The sequence below is a fragment of the Pedobacter sp. GW460-11-11-14-TSB4 genome (assembly GCF_059423705.1).
Map to the genome: position 1 here is coordinate 57,733 of NZ_JBWKYI010000016.1, position 20,290 is coordinate 78,022.

General features: G+C 39.8%; 8 protein-coding genes. 1 reads left to right on the forward strand and 7 read right to left on the reverse strand.

The annotated features are described in order from the left end of the window. Nucleotides 1-528 precede the first annotated feature (528 nt). Nucleotides 529-4,626: a hybrid sensor histidine kinase/response regulator transcription factor gene (locus AC07YT_RS16020; RefSeq protein WP_086546585.1), complete on the forward strand. Its 4,098-nt coding sequence runs from the start codon at nucleotides 529-531 to the stop codon at nucleotides 4,624-4,626. Nucleotides 4,627-4,990: 364 nt separating this feature from the next. Here AC07YT_RS16020 and AC07YT_RS16025 read toward each other — a convergent pair whose 3' ends face one another. From AC07YT_RS16025 to AC07YT_RS16055, 7 genes are all read right to left on the reverse strand, one after another. Continuing rightward, on the reverse strand, nucleotides 4,991-7,201 hold the full coding sequence (locus AC07YT_RS16025; protein WP_494945405.1) for an alpha-galactosidase: 2,211 nt from the start codon (nucleotides 7,199-7,201) through the stop codon (nucleotides 4,991-4,993). A 53-nt stretch (nucleotides 7,202-7,254) separates the two neighbouring features. Beyond that, entirely contained in the window at nucleotides 7,255-9,234 is a 1,980-nt protein-coding gene (locus AC07YT_RS16030) for an alpha-galactosidase (RefSeq protein ID WP_494945406.1), read from the reverse strand. 67 nt (nucleotides 9,235-9,301) lie between these two features. Next, nucleotides 9,302-11,638 (reverse strand): glycoside hydrolase family 95 protein, encoded by a 2,337-nt coding sequence (locus tag AC07YT_RS16035; protein ID WP_086546587.1) that lies wholly within the window; start codon nucleotides 11,636-11,638, stop codon nucleotides 9,302-9,304. 172 nt (nucleotides 11,639-11,810) lie between these two features. Next, entirely contained in the window at nucleotides 11,811-13,031 is a 1,221-nt protein-coding gene (locus AC07YT_RS16040; protein ID WP_086546588.1) for a DUF4998 domain-containing protein, read from the reverse strand. Nucleotides 13,032-13,058: 27 nt separating this feature from the next. Then, on the reverse strand, nucleotides 13,059-14,297 hold the full coding sequence (locus AC07YT_RS16045; RefSeq protein WP_478356760.1) for a DUF5000 domain-containing lipoprotein: 1,239 nt from the start codon (nucleotides 14,295-14,297) through the stop codon (nucleotides 13,059-13,061). Between the two features lie 100 nt (nucleotides 14,298-14,397). Continuing rightward, complete coding sequence (locus tag AC07YT_RS16050; protein WP_494945407.1) at nucleotides 14,398-16,329, reverse strand: RagB/SusD family nutrient uptake outer membrane protein; 1,932 nt, start codon at nucleotides 16,327-16,329, stop codon at nucleotides 14,398-14,400. Further along, on the reverse strand, nucleotides 16,329-19,580 hold the full coding sequence (locus AC07YT_RS16055) for a SusC/RagA family TonB-linked outer membrane protein (protein WP_494945408.1): 3,252 nt from the start codon (nucleotides 19,578-19,580) through the stop codon (nucleotides 16,329-16,331). Before AC07YT_RS16055 ends, AC07YT_RS16050 begins: the two co-directional genes overlap by 1 nt. Between the last annotated feature and the right edge of the window lie 710 nt (nucleotides 19,581-20,290).

Below are 20,290 nucleotides of genomic sequence, written 5' to 3' on the forward strand. Positions count from 1 at the left end.
CCAGCATGATTACTGCATACTGCATTAATGGTGAGCATGTACTCACATTTATTCTATTGATAATGGATTGTATTTATGCCTTAAGCATAGGTATTAGAAATTTTGATTCGTTTTCTGCGACTAGCAAATGGAAAAGCGGGTATATGCAAAACGGCATATTGCCCCATTGGTTAGGGATAAGTTTCATGGTTTGGTTATCTTTTGATTAGCTGATTTGAATTATTCAATTTAAAGTCGTGAATAGACTGTACTTGAGTTGGTGTGGTTAGCTTTTCTTCATATCCTCTGGTTTGGTCAGTTTATTTAATCGATAGTTTCTGTGCCACTGGTTATTGTGGAATAGTTAGCTCAATTTCGTTAAACCAAAACTGGCGCATTATTCCCTAAAAAAGGTCGAAAATTGTAAATGAAAGGGTAGAAAAACCGTAATCCTTTAATATTTTAATAAGTTCGCACTATATTTAAAGGAAATACATCAAAGGCTTTTCTTCCATAGCGATAAGATGGCCAAAAAACTAGCTTAATTTTATGAAACTGCGTTTAATCGCTTTATGGTTTTTCCCAATGCTTTTTATTTGCACCACTTTGTGTGCCCAGAAGCATCTTGTTTTTAACCACCTCAGGATGGAAAATGGTTTGTCGCAAAATTCGGTGATGGCCATAACGCAAGACAAAAACCAGTTTATCTGGATGGGTACCAGACATGGGTTAAACCGCTATGATGGCTACCGTTTTAAAATTTACAACAATAGCTCCGATAACCTCAACAGCCTTTCAGATAATGTAATTAACACGCTATTGAGTGATAGCAAAGGAAGATTGTGGGTAGGTACAGAAAACGGACTGAATATTTACAATGATAAAAACGATCATTTTTATCGCATCAATAAACGGAGCTCTGCAAATTCTTTTAGCTGCGATTCGGTAGAATGTATATATGAAGATCCTCAAAAAAACATCTGGGTAGGCACATATAACGGCCTCAACCTGGTTATCGATACCGAAAAGCAGATTTTCAAGAAATTTCTTTTCGATAAACCCAATTATAAATCTGCACTCAACTGTATTTTCTCAATTTTTAAAGACGAAAAACAAAACCTTTGGGTAGGTACTTATAATGGTTTGGTACGTATTTATCAGGTTAAGGGTAAATACCACTTTGAGATTTTCAGGCATAATCCCAACAATAAGAACAGCATCAGTTCTAATGCCGTAAAAAGTATCGTAATCGATAAACAAAAGCGGCTTTGGTTAGGCACCTACAACGGCTTAAACCTATTCGATTACGAACACAAAACCTTTAAACGCTATCAGACCAGTGCTACGGATCCAAATTCGATCATTAATAACGATATCAGGAAACTCACCCGCGATAAAGTAGGCAACATTTGGATTGGCACACAGGAAGGGTTGAGTATCCTCGATCCAAATACCCGGAAATTTAGCAATTACCGTTACGATCCGGAGCAACCAGACGGATTGAGCCAAAATTCTATCCATAGTATTTTCCAGGATCTTAACGGCTCAGTTTATTTGGGGACTTATTACAAAGGTGCAAATGTGGTTTACCCCTCTGCAACACCCTTTACCGTTTTTAGAAATTCGAAGACACGGCAAGGTTTGAGCAGCGATATTGTGAGTGCTATGGTCGAGGATCAAAACCATAACCTGTGGATTGGTACCGAAGGTGGTGGTTTAAATTACGTAAACAGAAGCAACCATACCTTTACCTATTATAAATTAGAGCCAAACAGCAACAACGGCCTCAACTCCAACTTAATTAAAACCTTGTGCCTCGATAAAACCGGGCAGCTACTGGTGGGTACACACCGCGGTGGTTTATACCTGTTTAATGCCGCAGGTCATAATTTCAAGAAAATAATCAATGTTAAAAATAAAAAAAACAACCCCGGGGGTTCAGAAGTCATTGCAATAACTGAAGATAGCGATGGTACGGTTTGGGTAGGCTCAAGGGATGGATTATCGACACTAAAAAAAACAAATGGCCTTTACGCCGCTACAACGGTTAAAAGTCCTTTAGAGCAGAACCTGAGAAACAAATATATTCAGGTTATATTTGAAGATAAGGCCAAAAATCTATGGATCGGAACGATGGCCGGATTATATGCTTATCACCCAGCCACTAAAAGGATTACAGCCTATTATAAGAATAAAACCAAACCAGGAAGTTTAAATTCCGATCACATTAATTGTATTGTTCAAATACAGAATGGAAATATTTGCGTTGGAACTTCATTTGGAGGTTTAAGTATTTTCGATAATAAAAGTAGAAAATTCAAGAATTACAACGAAAAAGATGGCCTGCCAAACAGTAATGTTTTGGGCATCATTGAAGATGAAGAAAACAACCTGTGGATTAGTACTGATAAGGGACTTTCTAAATTGATTACCAAAACAGGGAGATTTATTAATTATACCAAAAGCGACGGGCTTGCCGGTAATGATTTTAATATCCGTTCGTTTTTAAAAGATAGTCGTGGTGAATTGTTTTTCGGTGGTTACGATGGTTTAACCGCCTTTTATCCCAGCCAGATTGATATAAATAGCAATCGGAATGTTGCGCCAATCACGTTTACCGAACTCAAACTGTTCGATAAACCAGTGGCGGTAAATGCTCCCGACGGGCTGTTGAATGAAGATATCAAAAGCATCAAACAGATAACGTTTAAACACGACAACAATAATTTTAGCCTCGATTTCGCCTTATTAAACTACATTAAACCAGAAAAAAACAGTTACCGTTATATCCTGAAAGGCCATAGTAAAGATTGGGTAAAAACCGATGTACCAAGTGTCACGTATAGCGATCTTCCGGCCGGCAATTATACCTTTATCGTAACCGGAAATAATAACGATGGAAATCCGGGCAACAAACCTGCGAGCCTTAAAATCACTGTGCTTCCACCCTTCTGGGCTACCTGGTGGGCCTATCTAATTTATCTGGCCTGCTTTTCGGGTTTACTGTTTTTAATTGTACGTTATCTTTTTGTTCGTGCTTTGCTTAAACGGACAGAAGACATTCAGAAAATGAAACTGAATTTCTTTACCTATGTGGCCCACGAAATCAGAACGCCGCTTACCCTAATTCTAGGTCCCTTAGAAAATCTTTCCAAACAATATCAAACCGATACGGAACTCAACCGGCAAATTATTCCGATAAAAAATAATGCCAACAGGTTAATGCGGCTTATTACCGAATTAATGGATTTTAGAAAGGCTGAAACCGGGCACCTTACCCTACACGTTACGGAAGATAATATCGTCGATTTCATCAACGAAATTTTCATTTCCTTCTCTCATCTTGCCCAGACAAATGATATACAATATGAATTTGTACGCGGCCAGGAAAACATCAGTCTGTTTTTTGATAAAAGGCAGCTCGAAAAAGTATTGTTCAACCTATTATCAAATGCATTTAAATTCTGCGATAAAGGTGGTAAAATTTCTGTCACGCTCGTGGATATGGATAATGAAGTAGCGATTAGCATTGCAGATAACGGACTGGGTATACCTGCAGAAAGTTTAAAGAATCTTTTTAGCGATTATTTCCAGGTAGATGAGCAACACTCCAACCAAATTGGTTCAGGAATAGGTCTGGCGCTTTCTAAAGCGATAGTTGAGGAACATAAAGGACATATTGCTGTAGAAAGTACACCTGCTGAAAATGGTGAGCGTGGTTTCACCAATTTTACGGTGAGGTTAAAGAAAGGAAAATCGCATTTTAAAACAGCGATTTTTGATGGGGCAAAAGATTATCCTACCCATCCTAATATCTACACGCAACAGCCCGAAAAAGAGCTAAACATTTTAAAACCTGAAAAAGAAACTGATCTTTCCACCGAAACCATATTAGTGGTGGAGGACAATAGTGAAATCAGGCAATTAATCGCATCACTCATTGGCGGTCATTACCTCGTAGCAGAAAGTGAAAATGGATTAATGGGTTGGGAAACGGCTGTAGAAACACTGCCCGACCTGATTATCTGCGATATCATGATGCCCATAATGGATGGTATTGAACTTTGCCGCAGGTTGAAGGAAGATGAGCGGACCAGCCACATCCCGGTTATTATCCTTACTGCCCGCTCCTCACATATCCACCAGGTGAGTGGCCTGGAAACCGGCGCTGATGCCTATATCACCAAACCTTTCAGCCCTGAATTGCTTTTACTGAATGTTCGTAATTTACTGATGTCCAGACAGGTAATGCGTCAAAAATTCCTGAAACACATCCATTTACAGCCAAAAGAGCTCACCATTAATGCTATTGACGAAGCTTTTATGTTAAAACTGTTAAAATACATTGACGAACACATTACGGATGAAGATTTTGGGGTATCTGAACTGGCTTCGATGGTTGGAATGAGCAGACCTGTTTTGTATAAAAAAATCAGAAACCTCACCAACCTCTCTGTAAATGACTTTGTTAAATCGATACGTTTAAAGAAAGCGATGGAACTGTTTAAACAAAATAGATTTACCATTTATGAAGTAGCTTATCAGGTTGGCTTTAACGATCCAAAATATTTTAGCAGGGAGTTTAAAAAACAGTTTGGAAAAAGCCCGCGTGCTTTTATGAACGGAAGTGAAGAAGAGGATGTTTAAAATGGAAAATGTAAGCTGGATGATGGAATTTAATCCGGAATAGATTAATACTCTTATTTTTCATTTACTGGATTCGTCATCCTGAGCGGAGTCGAAGGATCTACCGGGTAAATTTTACATATTTGACTGAACGTGATTTGACGAAGGTGCGGTGTGAGACACATACCCGAAAATCATAATCCGTCATTGCGAGAAGGCTTTTTCAGCGGACAGCTTGTCCCGACCTTTCGGGGAAGCAATCTTTCTAGCAAGGATGGCTAGCTGGAAAGATTGCTCTACTAAACGCTGTGGTAAAAAAAATGGAGAAACCATTAATTAGATTTCTCCATTTCGCTACGCTTCAGTCGAAATGACGAATACCATATTACTTCACTTCTTCTAATTTTAGCACCACACTGGTCCTTGTGGTATTAAGATTGGGGTTAAAACCCACTTTCATTAAGAAATCACCCGTATAGGTTTTGGTAGCATCTATCGATGATTTTGTACCTGGATAAAGGTTGATTTCTTTAATCTGGTATTTTTTCGCTGCATCTAACCCATTGAGTTTAATCGGATATTTACTGTTTTCGCCATACCGGTAGTTTACCAGGTAATTAAAAATAACAGCTTCAGTTTTTTCTGCATTTACATATAACATCGATGCAATGCTGCCGCTACGCGGATTGGCTAACCGGTATTGTTCGCCTTGCCAGATGGTTTGTTTTACATCATTATAGTTTTTAATGGCCTCCTGGCAGAATTGAAGTTCCTTTTCAGGCAGTTTGCTTACCACGATATCAAAACCCAATTTGCCCATCATGGCAACATCAGTACGGAATTTGATGGGTTGTTTCCCCCAATCGGTTACATGGTTAGCACTGCTGATGGCGGGATAAAAATAAGAGTACTCCCATTGCATAAATATGCGCTCTAATGGGTCGGTGTTATCGCTCGGCCAAAACTCTGTAAAATACTGTAAGGCAGCATAATCTACCCTACCACCTCCACCAGAACATAACATCATGGGTACCGTTGGGTATTTTGCGCGAATTCTTTGCAAAACACGATACAGTCCCCTTACATAATCGATGTAAAAATGAGATTGATTTTTTAAGTGCGCGGAGTATGCATTGTAGATGACCGCATTACAATCCCATTTAATATAAGCCAGTTTCGGATTTTTAGTAAACAGACCATCCACCACACCGAAAACAAAATCCTGTACTTTTGGATTGCTCAAGTCGAGTTCTAATTGGTTCCTGAAATAATATTCAGGTCTGTTAGGCTGTTTCACCACCCAGTCAGGATGTTTTTCATAAAGTTCACTTTTAGGGTTAACCATTTCAGGTTCAATCCATATTCCGAATCTGGTTCCAACGTTATCGGCCTCTTTTACCAAAGAAGCTATTCCGTTTGGCAATTTCTTCTTATTCTCCTGCCAATCGCCAAGCCCGGCATGATCATCGTTACGCGGATATTTATTCCCGAACCAGCCATCATCAAGCAAAAAGAAATCGACACCCAGTTTTTTGGTATCTTTTAATAAATCGGCCAGCTTTTGCTCATTAAAATCGAAATAAGTGGCCTCCCAATTGTTTAAAAGGGTTAACCTGCTGCCTTTTCCATCTAATATTTTATAGTTACGTGCCCAATCTTGCAATTTTCTGCTGGCATCGCCTTTTCCCTGATCAGAAAAAGTATACAAAAAAGCAGGGGTTGTAAAAACTTCACCAGCTTTTAAGCTATAGGGAGAGGCATAATTGTTCATTCCGGCAATAATGCGGAGGTTATCCTGGTAATCCAGTTCAAGATCGATCTTGAAATTACCGCTCCATTCCATCGCTCCATACAAAACACTGCCTTCATTTTCTTCCGCTGGTTTATCTAACGAAATCATAAAAACCGAAGGTTGAAATAAATTTGCCCTCGTACCCAATTTGCTATCTAAAGTTTTAATGCCATGGGTAATTTCACTTTGTTCGGGTTGCATTTCCTTGGCCCAATCGCCATGATACTGGTTTAGCCAAAAACGCGGTGACTTTAGGTGCAGATTGGCTGAGGCATATTTATGCAGCACCACAGTTCCCTTTTCGCTATGTTTAATCTCTGTCCATTGTTCTATCACATCCTGTTTGTAAAAAGATTTATAGAACAGGCTTACCTCAAAATTATAAACGGGATCTTTTAATCTGATCTTTATTAAACTTACATTATCATCAATAGCAGTAATCGTATGATCAACGTATTTCAGATCAAGCGAGTTATTACCATCGGCATGGGTAACGCTAATGGCGGGTTCGACCAGGTTTCTTGATCCTGAAGGCGTATACACCGAATTAAGCTGTCCGGTATAATCTTCAGTCTGTTTATATTGCGCGGTAACCTGGGCATATTCTTCTTTGTTAGCCAGTTTTTTTCCAAAAAATATGGTGTTTACATCTTTTTTGGCATTAGCCTGTAGCACCAAAGCATGATGCGCGGTTTCGACGGGTATGATACTTTGGGCTTTAATATTGCCGATGGTAAAAAGTGAAACGGCAAGGGCTAATGCCCCATGTTTCATGTAACCTGCAATTTGATCTGATTTGTTCATTTGTGTTTTCAATGTTAATCGGGTAATGTTTATAGGTAGTAGTTGATTTAAGTTTATTTTTTTAGTGTTATTTTAATCATAGTGGCATCTTTTCCAGCTAAATTCAGAGCCTGGTTGTTTTTTAAATCTTCTGTTTTATGTGTGAGTAAATTTTGGGCGTTGTACACCTCATCTTTGTTTAAACCAATCCTCGAAAAATCTAACTTAAAAGGTTTTGTTTTATCGTTATAATTAAATATGGCCAGGTATTTTACATTTCCAACCTGTTTTACAAAAAGTGGTGAGGCCAGTTTAGCCCTGTTCCCTTCTACCGGAACAAAAGCTTTTCCATCCTGTAACACCTGAAGAATTTCGGTATTGTTCAATAAACGCTGAGCGGTACTGCTCCATTTTCCTTGTTTGGAAAAATCATCGCCATTGATGCAAGTCCCTGTAACGATTGCGGATAGAAATCTAGCCGTATTTTCCCCATCAGATTGATCAGAGAATACCACATGGTCGGCATCGATATAATCGTAAAGATAGGTTTGCCACCAGCCATTGCTCAGGCCGTTTAAAGTATACTCTGTATCTTTTATCGATTTAAAAGCATCGCAGGCTATTCTGCGCATGTGTATGTACCGTGCAGAAGCTAAACTTGGCGATATGGCTGCGTAAACCAGCATTTTATGATCCAGCTGTTTTAATAAAAATTCCATGCCTACTTTATAAGCCTGCATTCCGGTGGTAATGTTGGGATCGTAAAAATGATCGGATTCTATTGCTGCGTGACCTAAGAAGTCGATTTTAATCATTTCAAAACCACATTCCATAAACTTTTTGATAACGGCAGCCATGCGTTGCTGTGTACCCGGATGTGTTGGATCTAAGGCCCTTGCTCCATCTATATCGTGGTAACCTGAGCCAACCTTGGTCCACATCTCGCCAAATGTATAATTGCTGCCTTCTGCCTTACGATTCCCCCCTCCGGCAAATCCCCAGTCAACAAAAGGTGCCCAATAAATCCCGGGTTTTAATCCTTTCGATTTTGCATAATCAACAAAGGCTTTTAGTTTGGAGTAGTCGCCTGTTAAGCCTCCTTTCAGCAGGTTATCCCAATAAGAATCGAGGTCGATATAAGCCACACCACCACTTCTGAAGGTTTTTAGGCTATCAGCAAAAAAATCGACTACCTGATTGGCCTTTTCGAGTGTTATTTTCTCTTGCATTACCCCCCAACTGTTCCAGCCTACAGGAGTTCCGGCTTTCCATTTAAAAACAATAGGCGGTTCTGCTATGCGGTTAGCCTTTGCATAGTTTTCCATGCCCGAACGCCAATCGGCAAAAGCACCAAAAAATACTCTGGCAGAACTGATCGAATTGCCTTTTAAATAACCATGTTCAATTTTATCGCGGGTGATGTTTTCTTCAGTATAACCACAAATGGCCTGTATAGCTATTTTTTTGTCGCTATCTGCGGCGGTAATGATGCCTGTTTTCCAGTTGCTGTGTTCTATAGATCCGATGATAAAACCATTTCTGGATTGATCGTGGTATAAAGCGGTAACCTCTGCACTCGGATTGCTCGTATTGGCCTTCAGTGGAACAGCATGGTAAGAAATAAAGGTATCGTTATCAAACGGCACGAATAAACTGGTGGGTACGTCTGAAACCTCCCGGTCGGTTAAATTTCCGCTTAAAGGCACCATGTGGTTGATGGATAAATCAACCCCTTGTAAAGTAAGGCTTATCATAAAATAATCCAGACCTGAGTAGGTATAAAAAACCTGCTGCATATTAGGCAAACCAGCTTGTTTCAACAGGAAAACATGTTTAAATCCATTTCCAAAACCATCTTTAATAGCCGTTTTGGTATAGCTAATTTGCCGGTAATCTGTTGAACTGAGCATCTTTTTCTGATATCCTGCCTGAGAAAAACCATTTGATAAGAGTTGCGTAGTGCCATTTAAAACCTGGAAAGTGCCGGTTTTAAGGTTGTAGTCTATTTTTCCAGCTTTACCATAATTGATTACAATGGCAGATGCAGACCGCATTGAAAACAACAGGATGAATAAAATCAAGAATAACTTATGCCTGAATAAAAATTTAAAAACCATGTGTTTATTTAATTTTGGTCGACATTATCTCGGTTAATTTTCCATTCATTTTTAGCTTTACCTTTTGTGGGGTGGCCGAAGCGATGCTGTAATGGGTAATTTTACCATCTTTCCAATTTATATCAACCGTAAAATTACCTCTGGCTTTTAATCCTTTAATTTCACCAAAACCTTTCCAGGCATCGGGAATAGCAGGTAACAGTTCGATAAAACCATCATGGCTTTGGATCAGCATTTCTGCAATAGCTGCCGATGCACCAAAATTACCATCAATCTGAAATGGCGGCCCGGCCGATAACATATTTGGATAAACACCTCCGCCAGCGCCGTAATTAATATCTGTTCGTAATGTAGGTTTTAAAATCTCTCTAAACAGTTTAAAAGCCCGGTTTCCATCCTGTAGTCTTGCCCAAAATAACTGTTTATAAGCAATTGACCAACTTGGCCCGTCATCTCCCCTTACTTCAAGCGTTTTCTTTGCCGCCTCCGCAAGTGCGGGCGTAGCCGTTGGGGTAATTAATCCGGCAGGATAAACCCCGTATAAATGTGAGATATGACGGTGCTGAGGATCGGTTTCTTTATAATCTTCCAGCCATTCCTGTATGCGTCCGTCTTTACTGATTACACCTATTGGTGGAATAGATTTTAATTTTTCCTGTAATGATGCACTAAAGGCTGCATCAGTTTTAAGCAGTTTAGCGGCTGTAATTACGTGGTTAAAAAGTTCTCTCACAATCTGGTTATCGATCGTTGGTCCCATCGAAATACTCGCAGTTTTTCCGTTCGGAAGGTAGAAGGTATTCTCTGGCGATACCGAGGGTGAAGTAACCAACCAACCCGTTTTTGGATCTTTCACTAAGGCGCTTTGATAAAATGCTGCTGATCCTTTCAAAATCGGGTAAATGCTTTTCAGGTATTTTAAATCGCGGCTATAGGCAAAATGATCCCATAAATTGCTGCATAACCAGCCCGAACCTGCATTTGAAGCGCCCCAAGAAGCACTTTCGCCAGGCTCTGTAAATCCCCATACATTCGTAATTACGTGGGCAATCCATCCATCGGCATTGTAATAGGCTTTTGCGGTTTTTGCACCAGGACCGGTTAAATTTCTTACCAATTCAGCCAGTGGAAGGTTTAACTCCGAAAGGTTGGCGGGCTCAATAGCCCAATGATTCATCTGTACGTTTACATCTAAGTGGTAATCGCCATTCCATGGGGTATTAATCTGGTTTGCCCATAAGCCCTGAAGGTTTGGTGGCAAAAGCCCTACCCTTGTACTGCTGATGCTTAAATAGCGACCAAACTGGAAGAACAAAGCGCTTAATGAAACATCATTTTTGTAATCTTTATAGAAGCGCTCTAACCTTACATCTGTTGGCAGTTTGGCGGCTGCGCCCTCTCCTAAATTGATTTTTAACCTGTTGAAAAGTTTACCAAATTTTGAGGTATGGTCGGCCAGTTCCAAGCTGTAGGCCTTCTTTTTAGCGTTTTGTAAAACTTGTTTTACCCTCGTTTCAAAATCGGCATGTTTAAAATCGGTTTCTGCCGCAACGTAAATAATCAGCTCAGTTGCATTTTTTACTTTGATGATATTGCCTTCATTTGTTACTGTACCATCTTTCAATTGAGTGCTTACGCGGCTCAGGTATTTCATCCCCTTACCATCAGTGCCGTTATCGAGTTGACCAAACATCAGCAGTTCATTACCTTCGCTGGCTAATGTTGCTTTTTCAGACCTGCTAATGGAAATATTGCAGTTCAGTTTTTTAGGCTGATCTGCCGTGATCCTGATTACGTTAACATCATCATCAAAACTGCAGAAATATTCTCTTTTGTATTTTACGCCATCGAGCGTAAATTCGGACACTGCAACGGCTTTATCTAAGGATAAAGATCTTTTATAGGTCTGTGGACTTACATTTTTTACGCCTGGGTAATCAAAATCGAGCTGAAGGTTTCCAAGGGTTTGGTATTTACCCCAGTTTGCGCCACCCGATCCCTGCCCTTTGCAAACAAAATCGCGGTTAACCAATTCCTGGGCCTCATCATTTTTTCCTTCCAATATCAGCTGCCTGATTTTGGGCAAACTTTTGTAGGCTTCGTAATTGTTGGCATCTTGTTTTCCGCCGCTCCACAAGGTAATATCGTTCAATACAATATGCTCCCTGGTAATTCCGCCATCTGGTGTCATGCCGAGTTTACCATTACCTAAAGGAAGGGTTTCTTCCCAGATTTTGGCCGGTTTATCGTACCATAATGTTAAAGGTTGCTGTTGGGCAGCGGCATTTTTACCGATAAAAAACGAGCATAGTGTAATAAAAATAAGTTGCTTTTTATACATTTTTCATTTGTGTGTTGTTGTACGATATGAATTTGATCCGGCCGTCGGGATCGTCATTTCGAACGGAGTGCAACGAAGTCGAGAAATCTTTCTAGATAGATCTCTCCATTCCACTGCGCTCCAGTCGAGATGACGGAATTAAATTATTAATCAAATCAATTATATCAAAAAATTACTCTTTATTCCAGAACCTGATTTCGCTCATATTGCTATAATTTCCATCACCAGTGGTTACATGTTTAATCCTGATGCGAATATAACGAATTGGTTTTCCTGCGTTGTCCAGTTCGGCGGTTATTGCATTTTTGCCATCATCACTTCTGGTCACATCTTTTAAAAGTGTCCAGCCCTTACTGGTGGCTTCAGCTGGCCAGCCATTATTGCTTGCTGATAAGGTAGTTGTGGCATTGGTTAAATCAGCTGTTCCCCAAACCTCAAAACGATCCGGATTATTACAGCAATCCCTTCCGGTTTCTTCTATACGCGATAAATTGCTATATACTTTACCTAAATCGAAAGTTATTACATGTGGCATACCACTATTGCCGGCACTGTGAAAAATGTTCGGATAACCCTGTGGTCCAACGCTTCCATCCCAAAGTTTACTGATGCTGGTACCCGATTCGTAGGTTGGTGCATCCCCTGGCAAACGTACCTCGGCAAAAAGTGAACGATCGCAAAGTACATAAGTAAAAATCTTGGGGAAAGTAGAAAAATCGCTTACCGAAAATACATCCAGCGATCCTTTACCCGGAATATAAGATGATTTATAGGTAATATCGGTTCCGGCTTTATAATCAGTAAGTGTAATAGCGGTATCGGCGGGTAAAAGCGTTTTATCTACACTTGTACCTGCTGTATTGGTATATCTGATTATCGTATTGACGTTGATGGTATCAGGTGTTTTAAAATTTAGCTGAACAGAACCATTGCTGTTTATCACATATGGTGTGGTGGCATTGTATGGCCTGTTCAATAATCCAGATTGATATAGAGGGCCAAAAACCCGTACATTTCTAGCCTCTATCGGGATAGATTTATGCCCCTGGGCATCGTACGAATAGATGGTAAACGTGTAGGTATATTCGCTCAAATTCGGAATAATCACCTTTATTGTATCCGTTGGATTATGACTGCTCGCCGTAACGACAACTGAATCGGCGTTGTTATTCCAATAAACCACATATTTACTTACACTTGGATCGGGGCTCGGATTCCACCATAAAGCAGTTCTTAAATTACCAGGTTTGGTTACAATGTTGGCCACACGGCCGGGGTAAATAATTTCACCGTCTTTTAAAAAATCTTTAAAAGCAAGATCATCTTTGGTACAGCTAAGTATCACTGTAACCAACAGCAATAGCAAACCGCTAATTTTATATATACTTTTCATGTTCGAAAATTTATCTTCTTATATTAATTATCTTGGGTCGCCGTAAAAGGCCATTTCCATGGCATGTGCAAAAGTACCGTTAGACCATGTGGTGCTTACCGATAAACGGATATAGCGAACTTTAGGGTTTGTTAGCGGAAAGTTGAAACTTACACCAGCCTTTACAAAATCGTTATCTGCAGTAGTGTGTGCTACGGGTGCCTGGCCAGAAGGTGGATTTGGATAATTATAATTCCCCATGTTTATCCAATCGCCTATAACCGTACCAACCGGTGCAGACAAAGGCAGCTGTGCATCGCGTGGAACAGCTACATCAGAGCCCCAAATGGAGAATACTTTTGGATTTCCATGTCCATAAGCAAATTTGTCGCCGCCATCTGGTCTTTCCCATAAAATAAAGCGGCTTAATTTTGCGCTGATACCTAAACCAAATGTTGCTATTGCAGGCATTGCCCCACCCGGCGCCGTGTGCCATCCGTTCGAGTTACCGTCTGTTTTGCCATCCCACAAATAAGGAAGATCCCAGCCATAGGCAATTACGCCATCAGATGGCAGCCTGTATTGAAAAAATTTCCCTCTATCCAACAAGGTTTCAAAAAATGGGGTAACTGTTTTATAGGTGGTATCAGAAATATTTCCAAAATTATCCGTTACGTAATACCCAATCTTCTTCGCAACCGGTGCATAACCCCTAACCGAATAATCGAAAATTTCGGTTTTGCCATAATGCTGATCAATTACATCCGAAGTATTGTTATCGGCAACATTTAAAAGAATTATACCCAAATTGTTTTTTAAGGGATTAGTTCCCGTAATTTTTATGCCTCCAAAATCAGCCTCGGCATTAATCGTTGGCTTTAAAAGCAGGTATGGTGGCGTATCGGGATTTACCTTTACGATAACGGGATCTGACTTAACCTCTGCCCTGCTTACCGCATACAACGTAACATCATAACCCTGTTTTTTCGCAAAGCCATCTACCATAATAGAATCAGAATAATAACTCGATTTCGTTTCTCTTGTCGTTACACCGTTTATTTTGTACTGCGCCAGCACATACAAAAGGTTTTTCGAGTTCGGCAAAGAATAGGTAATGTATGCGCCGCCATTAAAATTATCAACTTTAATATTGGTTACCACCCCAGGCTTGGTCATATCTGAAGAAGCCGGATCGTTATAGGTTTCCATTTTTTTGCAGGCAGCTATGCTCACCAAAACAGAAACGATAAAGATTAGGTAAATACTATTTTTAATATTTTTCATCATTTTGAATTTATTTTCAATGGTGATGAAGCGATGATGCAGGTGAATAAAAAATTATTCTTTACGCCAGACATCATGGTTTCATTTCTTTAAATATTTTAAACTACCAATAAGGATTTTGAACTAAGTTTGGATTTACCACCAGATCGTAGCTTTTTATTGGCCATAAATAATCTTTTAAACCAAATACCGGGATAAACTGTGTAGTTGGACGATAGTAATTCACCGCTTCTGCATTGTTTATACTCCAGCCTTGGATCGGATTATTTAAAACCGCCTGAAGTTCTTTCCATCTTCTTAAATCCCAGCCGCTCTGACCTTCAAAACAAAGCTCAATTCTTCTTTCCTGGTGGATAATCTGTCGCAACCCTTCTTTGGTATTAAATTTATTCGGATTTTTGGAAAAGTTTGTCCACGAGGCTTGTACACCTTGTAAACCAGCTCTTTGCCTCACTTTATCCACATAAGTAAACACTTCTGCGGTAGGCCCATTCACCTCGTTTAATGCTTCTGCATATAGTAAATATAATCCAGCCAATCTGATCAAAGGCAAACGGAAGGCTGAAGGTTGAAAACCATCATCATAAACAGATGCATAACTAACCAGTTTTTTAGGCCAATAACCCGTAATATTTAACCTGATGTTATCACTTGGTGCCGCAAATCCGCTACCTCTTGCTGATACATAATACAAAGGATTAGCCGGGTCGTCCTGATTATTTCTTCCATTTCCAAACCAGATACCTCCGTCAAAAGCAATATCTGCGTAAAAACGGGTTTCGCGGGCGAAATGGCCTTTTATCGTTTCGTAACCCTGCTGAATGTAATATCTGCTGGCATTGTCGCCAGCTTTAATGGTATTCCTGCCGGCATAATCCCAGGTTTTATCTTCCGTAATCGGCACCCCGTTAACTGTATAAAAAAGTTCTTGGGTACTTATTGGAGCCGAAAAAGTAGAAGGATTGGAAAAATTATTGACCGCAGATTTTGCCGTGAGCCTAGGCGTTGCAAATCCTTGATAATTAAATTCCGGGTTTGATGCCCAAATGATTTCCGGATTCAACTCCCACCTTTCTGCTACAGCATTCTGTACATCTAATTCTCTTTTTAACGAATCGGATAATTTGCCCACTGTTGATGGCGAATTGAAGGTATACAATTTAATTCCTTGTGCTTCGGCAGCGGTAATGGCAACTTTCGCCGCATCAGCCGCTTTCTTCCATTTCTGCGCATCATAAGCTGCAGGGAAAAGGCTAACACCATCTTTATCTTTAAAACTCACATAATCAGGATTGCCGTTAAAAAGCGGACTTGCCGCTGTAGTTAATACATCAGCCTTTACCGAAAGTGCAATTACACTGGTTACCCTGCCCAACTCAGTTGCCTGACTTGTAATCACTGCAGGTAGATCAGGAATAGCCTCATCTAATAGTGAAATGATATAATCTACCGTTTCATTTACCGGAGCTCTTTTAATCCTTACCTCGTCAGTGGTACTGTTTATGGCTAAATTGTTTTTAATTAGTGGTATTGGACCATACATTTTAAATAACACATAATGATAGTAGGCCTTTAAAAATTTAGTTTCTGCTGTCCAGCGTTTCTTTTCGGTAGCACCTAAATCAATAGGCTTATCGATATTCTCGAGCATAATGTTACAGATCCTGATGGAGCGCCAGAGGCTGTAACTTCCTTCTTCTCCATCCCAGGTGTTTAGTCCTGGTTTTGCAGCCGTTTGTGTTCCTCTCAATAAATTAAAGCCTGTTCGGTTAAAACCTTGAAAATTATCAAGTGTATTCGAGTAAATCAGTTCTGATGAAGTGGTAAAACTTGGATTTGAAGCCACATCGTTCATCCGTTGCAGATAGGCATAACACGAATACAGGTAGTTTTCGGCTTCATTTCTGTTTCTGAAGGCATAATCAAGCGTACCAATATCATCAGGTGTTACATCCAGGTACTTTTTACAGGATACCATGCTGCAAAGCACTAAAACAATGCAACTGTATGTGAAATATTTTTTTATCGTTTTCATTATAAGGTTACGTTAAGACCAACATTGAATACCTTTTGTATTGGATAGGCAAAACCGTTTCCACCTTGCTCCGGATCCCACATTTTAAAAGGACTCCAGGTAAGCAGGTTTAGCCCGTTGAAATAAATCCGGCAGGAATTCAGCTTTATTTTAGTAGAAATGCGCTGAGGCAGGGTATATCCAAATTCTACAGATTTCAAGCGCATTAAGCGGCCATTTCTCATCCACCAGGTGCTCGTTTGTGCATTATTTTCTAAATCGGCAGCATTAACAGCAAGCCTTGGATAAAGCGCATATAAATTCTGGTTTTCCGGCGACCAGTGATTCTCTGCAAAATCTTTCAATAATTGAGTATTACCTAGAATATATTGCTGATTGCTCGGCACAAAAGGACTTACCCGGGTTGGATCGATAAAGAAAGTCATCCTATCCTGTCCGGTAAAAAAGGCAGAAAGATCGAAACCTTTGTATGATGAACTGAAACCAAAGCCATATACCACTTCAGGAGATTGAGGGAAACCGATATAAGCTTTATCAGCATCATCAATTCTACCATCGTTATTTAAATCGCGGTACTTAATATCACCCGCTCGTGGTGCTTTACCATTTGCAGAGAAAATCTGTGTTGGCGAGTTTTGTACTTCTTTATCATCAACAAACAGGCGTTCGGCTATATAACCAAAATTTCTGCTAATGGGCTGTCCGGTGGTATAACGGTAAGACTCTGCCCATTGCGGTTCTTCATAATTAATGTATTTGTTTTTGGCGAAAGTTAAATTAGAGCGTACGGCGAAAGAAAATGCATTCACATTAAACTTATAATCTAACGATAAATCGATCCCTCTCGATCTGGCCTCACCCACATTGGCACCTACACTGGCTTCTAAACCCAAAGTGCTAGGCAGGTTGGCACGAGCCATATAGATATCATAGCGATAATTATTATATACTTCAGCAATTAAATTCAAGTTTTTGAAAAGCGTAGCTTCTAAGGCCAAATTGGTTTGTTGTGATGTTTCCCAGGTAACATCTTTATTTTCGTAATTATTGATGAATACCCCACTGCGGTTAGAAGCGCCATTAAACCCAAATTGGGCATAATTTCCGCCGCCATTTAAATTTACTTCTGAGATATAGAAGAAACGTTGTGCACCAATGGCATCGTTACCCACAATACCATAACTACCTCTTAATTTTAAGCGGTTAACCACGTTGGCAATTCCACCGGTCCAAAATTTCTCGTTAGAGAGCACCCATCCGGCACCAATAGTTGGAAAGAAACCAAAACGATGGTCTTCTGAAAACCGTTCAGACCCATTATAACCAAAATTAGATTCTAAAAAATACCGGCTTTTATAAGAATAGGTTAAGCGTCCGGCTAAACCCAAATTCCGGTAAGGAAGCGAATTCTGCAGGGAACTGGCGTTACTGTAAACGGTTTGTTGTGCCGTACCAATTAAGGTTCCACTAACATTATGATTACCGAAAGATTTATCATAATTTAATGATGCCTGTGCATATAAAAAAGTATTGATATTGGTATTACCTGGATTATAAGACAGGTATTCTTGTGCAATGTTTGGCGCACCGCCCGTTACCGATGAATTAAGCCAGTTTAAAACATAGGTATTACTTTGCTTATCGTAAGAACCAATATTATAATAAAATGGAGAGTATGCCCTTTGCGAATCGAAATACGAATACCTGTTGGTACTAAAAATAGATTTAAAGGAAAGGCCTTCGGTAAAGAAATCTAACTTCTGATTGACTTCAAACTGTGCCGACATGCGCGATTCAGAAGAGTTTTTATGTCCGCGTAACATCGCAGCGTAAGGGTTGTTATCCAAAATACTGTTTACACCTGCTCCACCTCTATTTCCAAAAAGAATATGTTGCGCATTTTGGTTGGCGGCATCGGCCGGATAAAATGCCGGAAAAGAAACCGGACTGGTATGTACAGCGATATTATATAAATCGGTCGAAAAACCCCCATCTGTTGCCAGAGGTCCATTATATTCGCTAAAATTACCCGACAGGCGGACTACCATTTCGGTGGTTTTACTTAAATCGATATTAATATTAGAGCGTAATTGGTAATTGCGGAATTTTACATTATTATCGTTGTTATTCCGCTCATCCTCTTTAAGTATACCATTATCTAAATTGTAAGAACCTGCAATATAATAACGGGCCACGCCACCACCGCCACTAATGCCAATATTGGCCCGTTGTGTACTGGTCCGTTTTTTAAATAACATGTCTAACCAATCTACGGCTGGATAAACGTATTCGTTATAACCAGGACTTTTATTTATTGTAGCCTGTGTATTAATAATCTGGTTAGGTGTAAACATGGGGTCCATGCCTCTGCCAATTGATGCTTCGTTAAAAAGTTTCATGTAAGTAATCGGATCAGCAAGCTGCAGGCTCTTTACCGATTGAGAAGCAGAATTTTCTAACCGGAAGCTTATTTTGGCTTTGCCTTCTTTACCCGATTTGGTGCTCACTAAAATAACACCATTTGCACCCCTTGCACCATACAATGCCGTAGCACTTGCATCTTTCAAGATAGAAAAGCTTTCAATATCGTCAACTTGTAAGCGTGCTAAATCTGAAGCACTCAGCTCTACGTTATCAATTAAAATAAGCGGATCTTGTTTATAACCAAAAGTAGTTACCCCACGAATAAAAAACTGCGAGTTATCCTGCCCGGGCTGTCCGCTACGCTGGTACCCGATTACACCTGCTATCTGGCCTGAAAGCGCATTGGTCAGGTTACTTGATGGTATTTTAAGGTTGCCAACTTTTACCGTTGTTACCGAACCAACCAAAGCTTCTTTACGTTGTTTCTGTCCTAAGGCGGTAATTACGACCTCTTCAGATAACATATTTTCTTCAGTTAATTTAATGTTCAGCACATTCGCTGCACCAACTGTGGCCCTTTGCTCCCTGTATCCCACATAAGAAAACCGAAGTATTTCTCCAGGTGTTACATCAAGTACAAACTTTCCGTTATTATCGGTCTGTGTACCCACATTAACCTTATTAACAACAGCTACCGTTACCCCGGGCAGCCCTACCCCAAGTGTATCTGTAACCTTACCCGTAATGGTTTTCTTTCCCGTTTGAGAAAAACCTTCAGCAGGCATAAAAATCAGGAAAAATACAAGAACCGAACCCGTCAATATCATTGCATTTCTTAACCTGTTGGACACCGATAAGTGCCCACAAAACAAAAATAATTGCTTCATTTGCTAATTAGCTTTTAATGAGTGAATTAAAACTATTTAAGATAGATGTAGATAGACGGCAGGTTAATGCCCTTTAAGATGTTGTAAATCTGCTGGTCGCCATGTAGCGATCATAAAAGACGGAAATTGCTTTCCATTAAAGTAATTTGTAAAATTTCTCATATCGTTTTGGTTATTTGGTTAATGAAAATGTAATCGGGATTAGGGTAAATCAGCTCATTTACTTGTTTCACATTTTATAAAGGGAAACTAAGCGCTGGAACGCAAGTAAATAATCATTTTATCCTATCCTATCCTATCCTACTATTTTCGAATACAATTATAAACAAAAAATTTAATATTCCAACTTTCTAGAGATAAATCGTTTAAGAATAATGAGCAGGATTAAAGGAATGAATCGAAGGCCTTAAAAAAAGGCGTAAAAGCATGACATCTCTGTTAATTTACATTTGTTTTTAGCGTCATTGCCTAAATCGATCGTCATGCTGTCCTGAAGCTTCGGGATCAGCATCATTCCTGCTATTGAGAGTCCCTGATTCTAAAAAACTATCAAGTGTCGGCACAAATATTTATTTATTTTTCCGCTCTATGCCGCGATGGCATGGTACTTTGGAGCGCCAAAGTACCCAAAACGCTTTGTCAATCCGGCAATGAGCTTTTTGCTCAATCCCATGCACATCAAAAAAACAGCGGCACTTCGTTTAATCAGG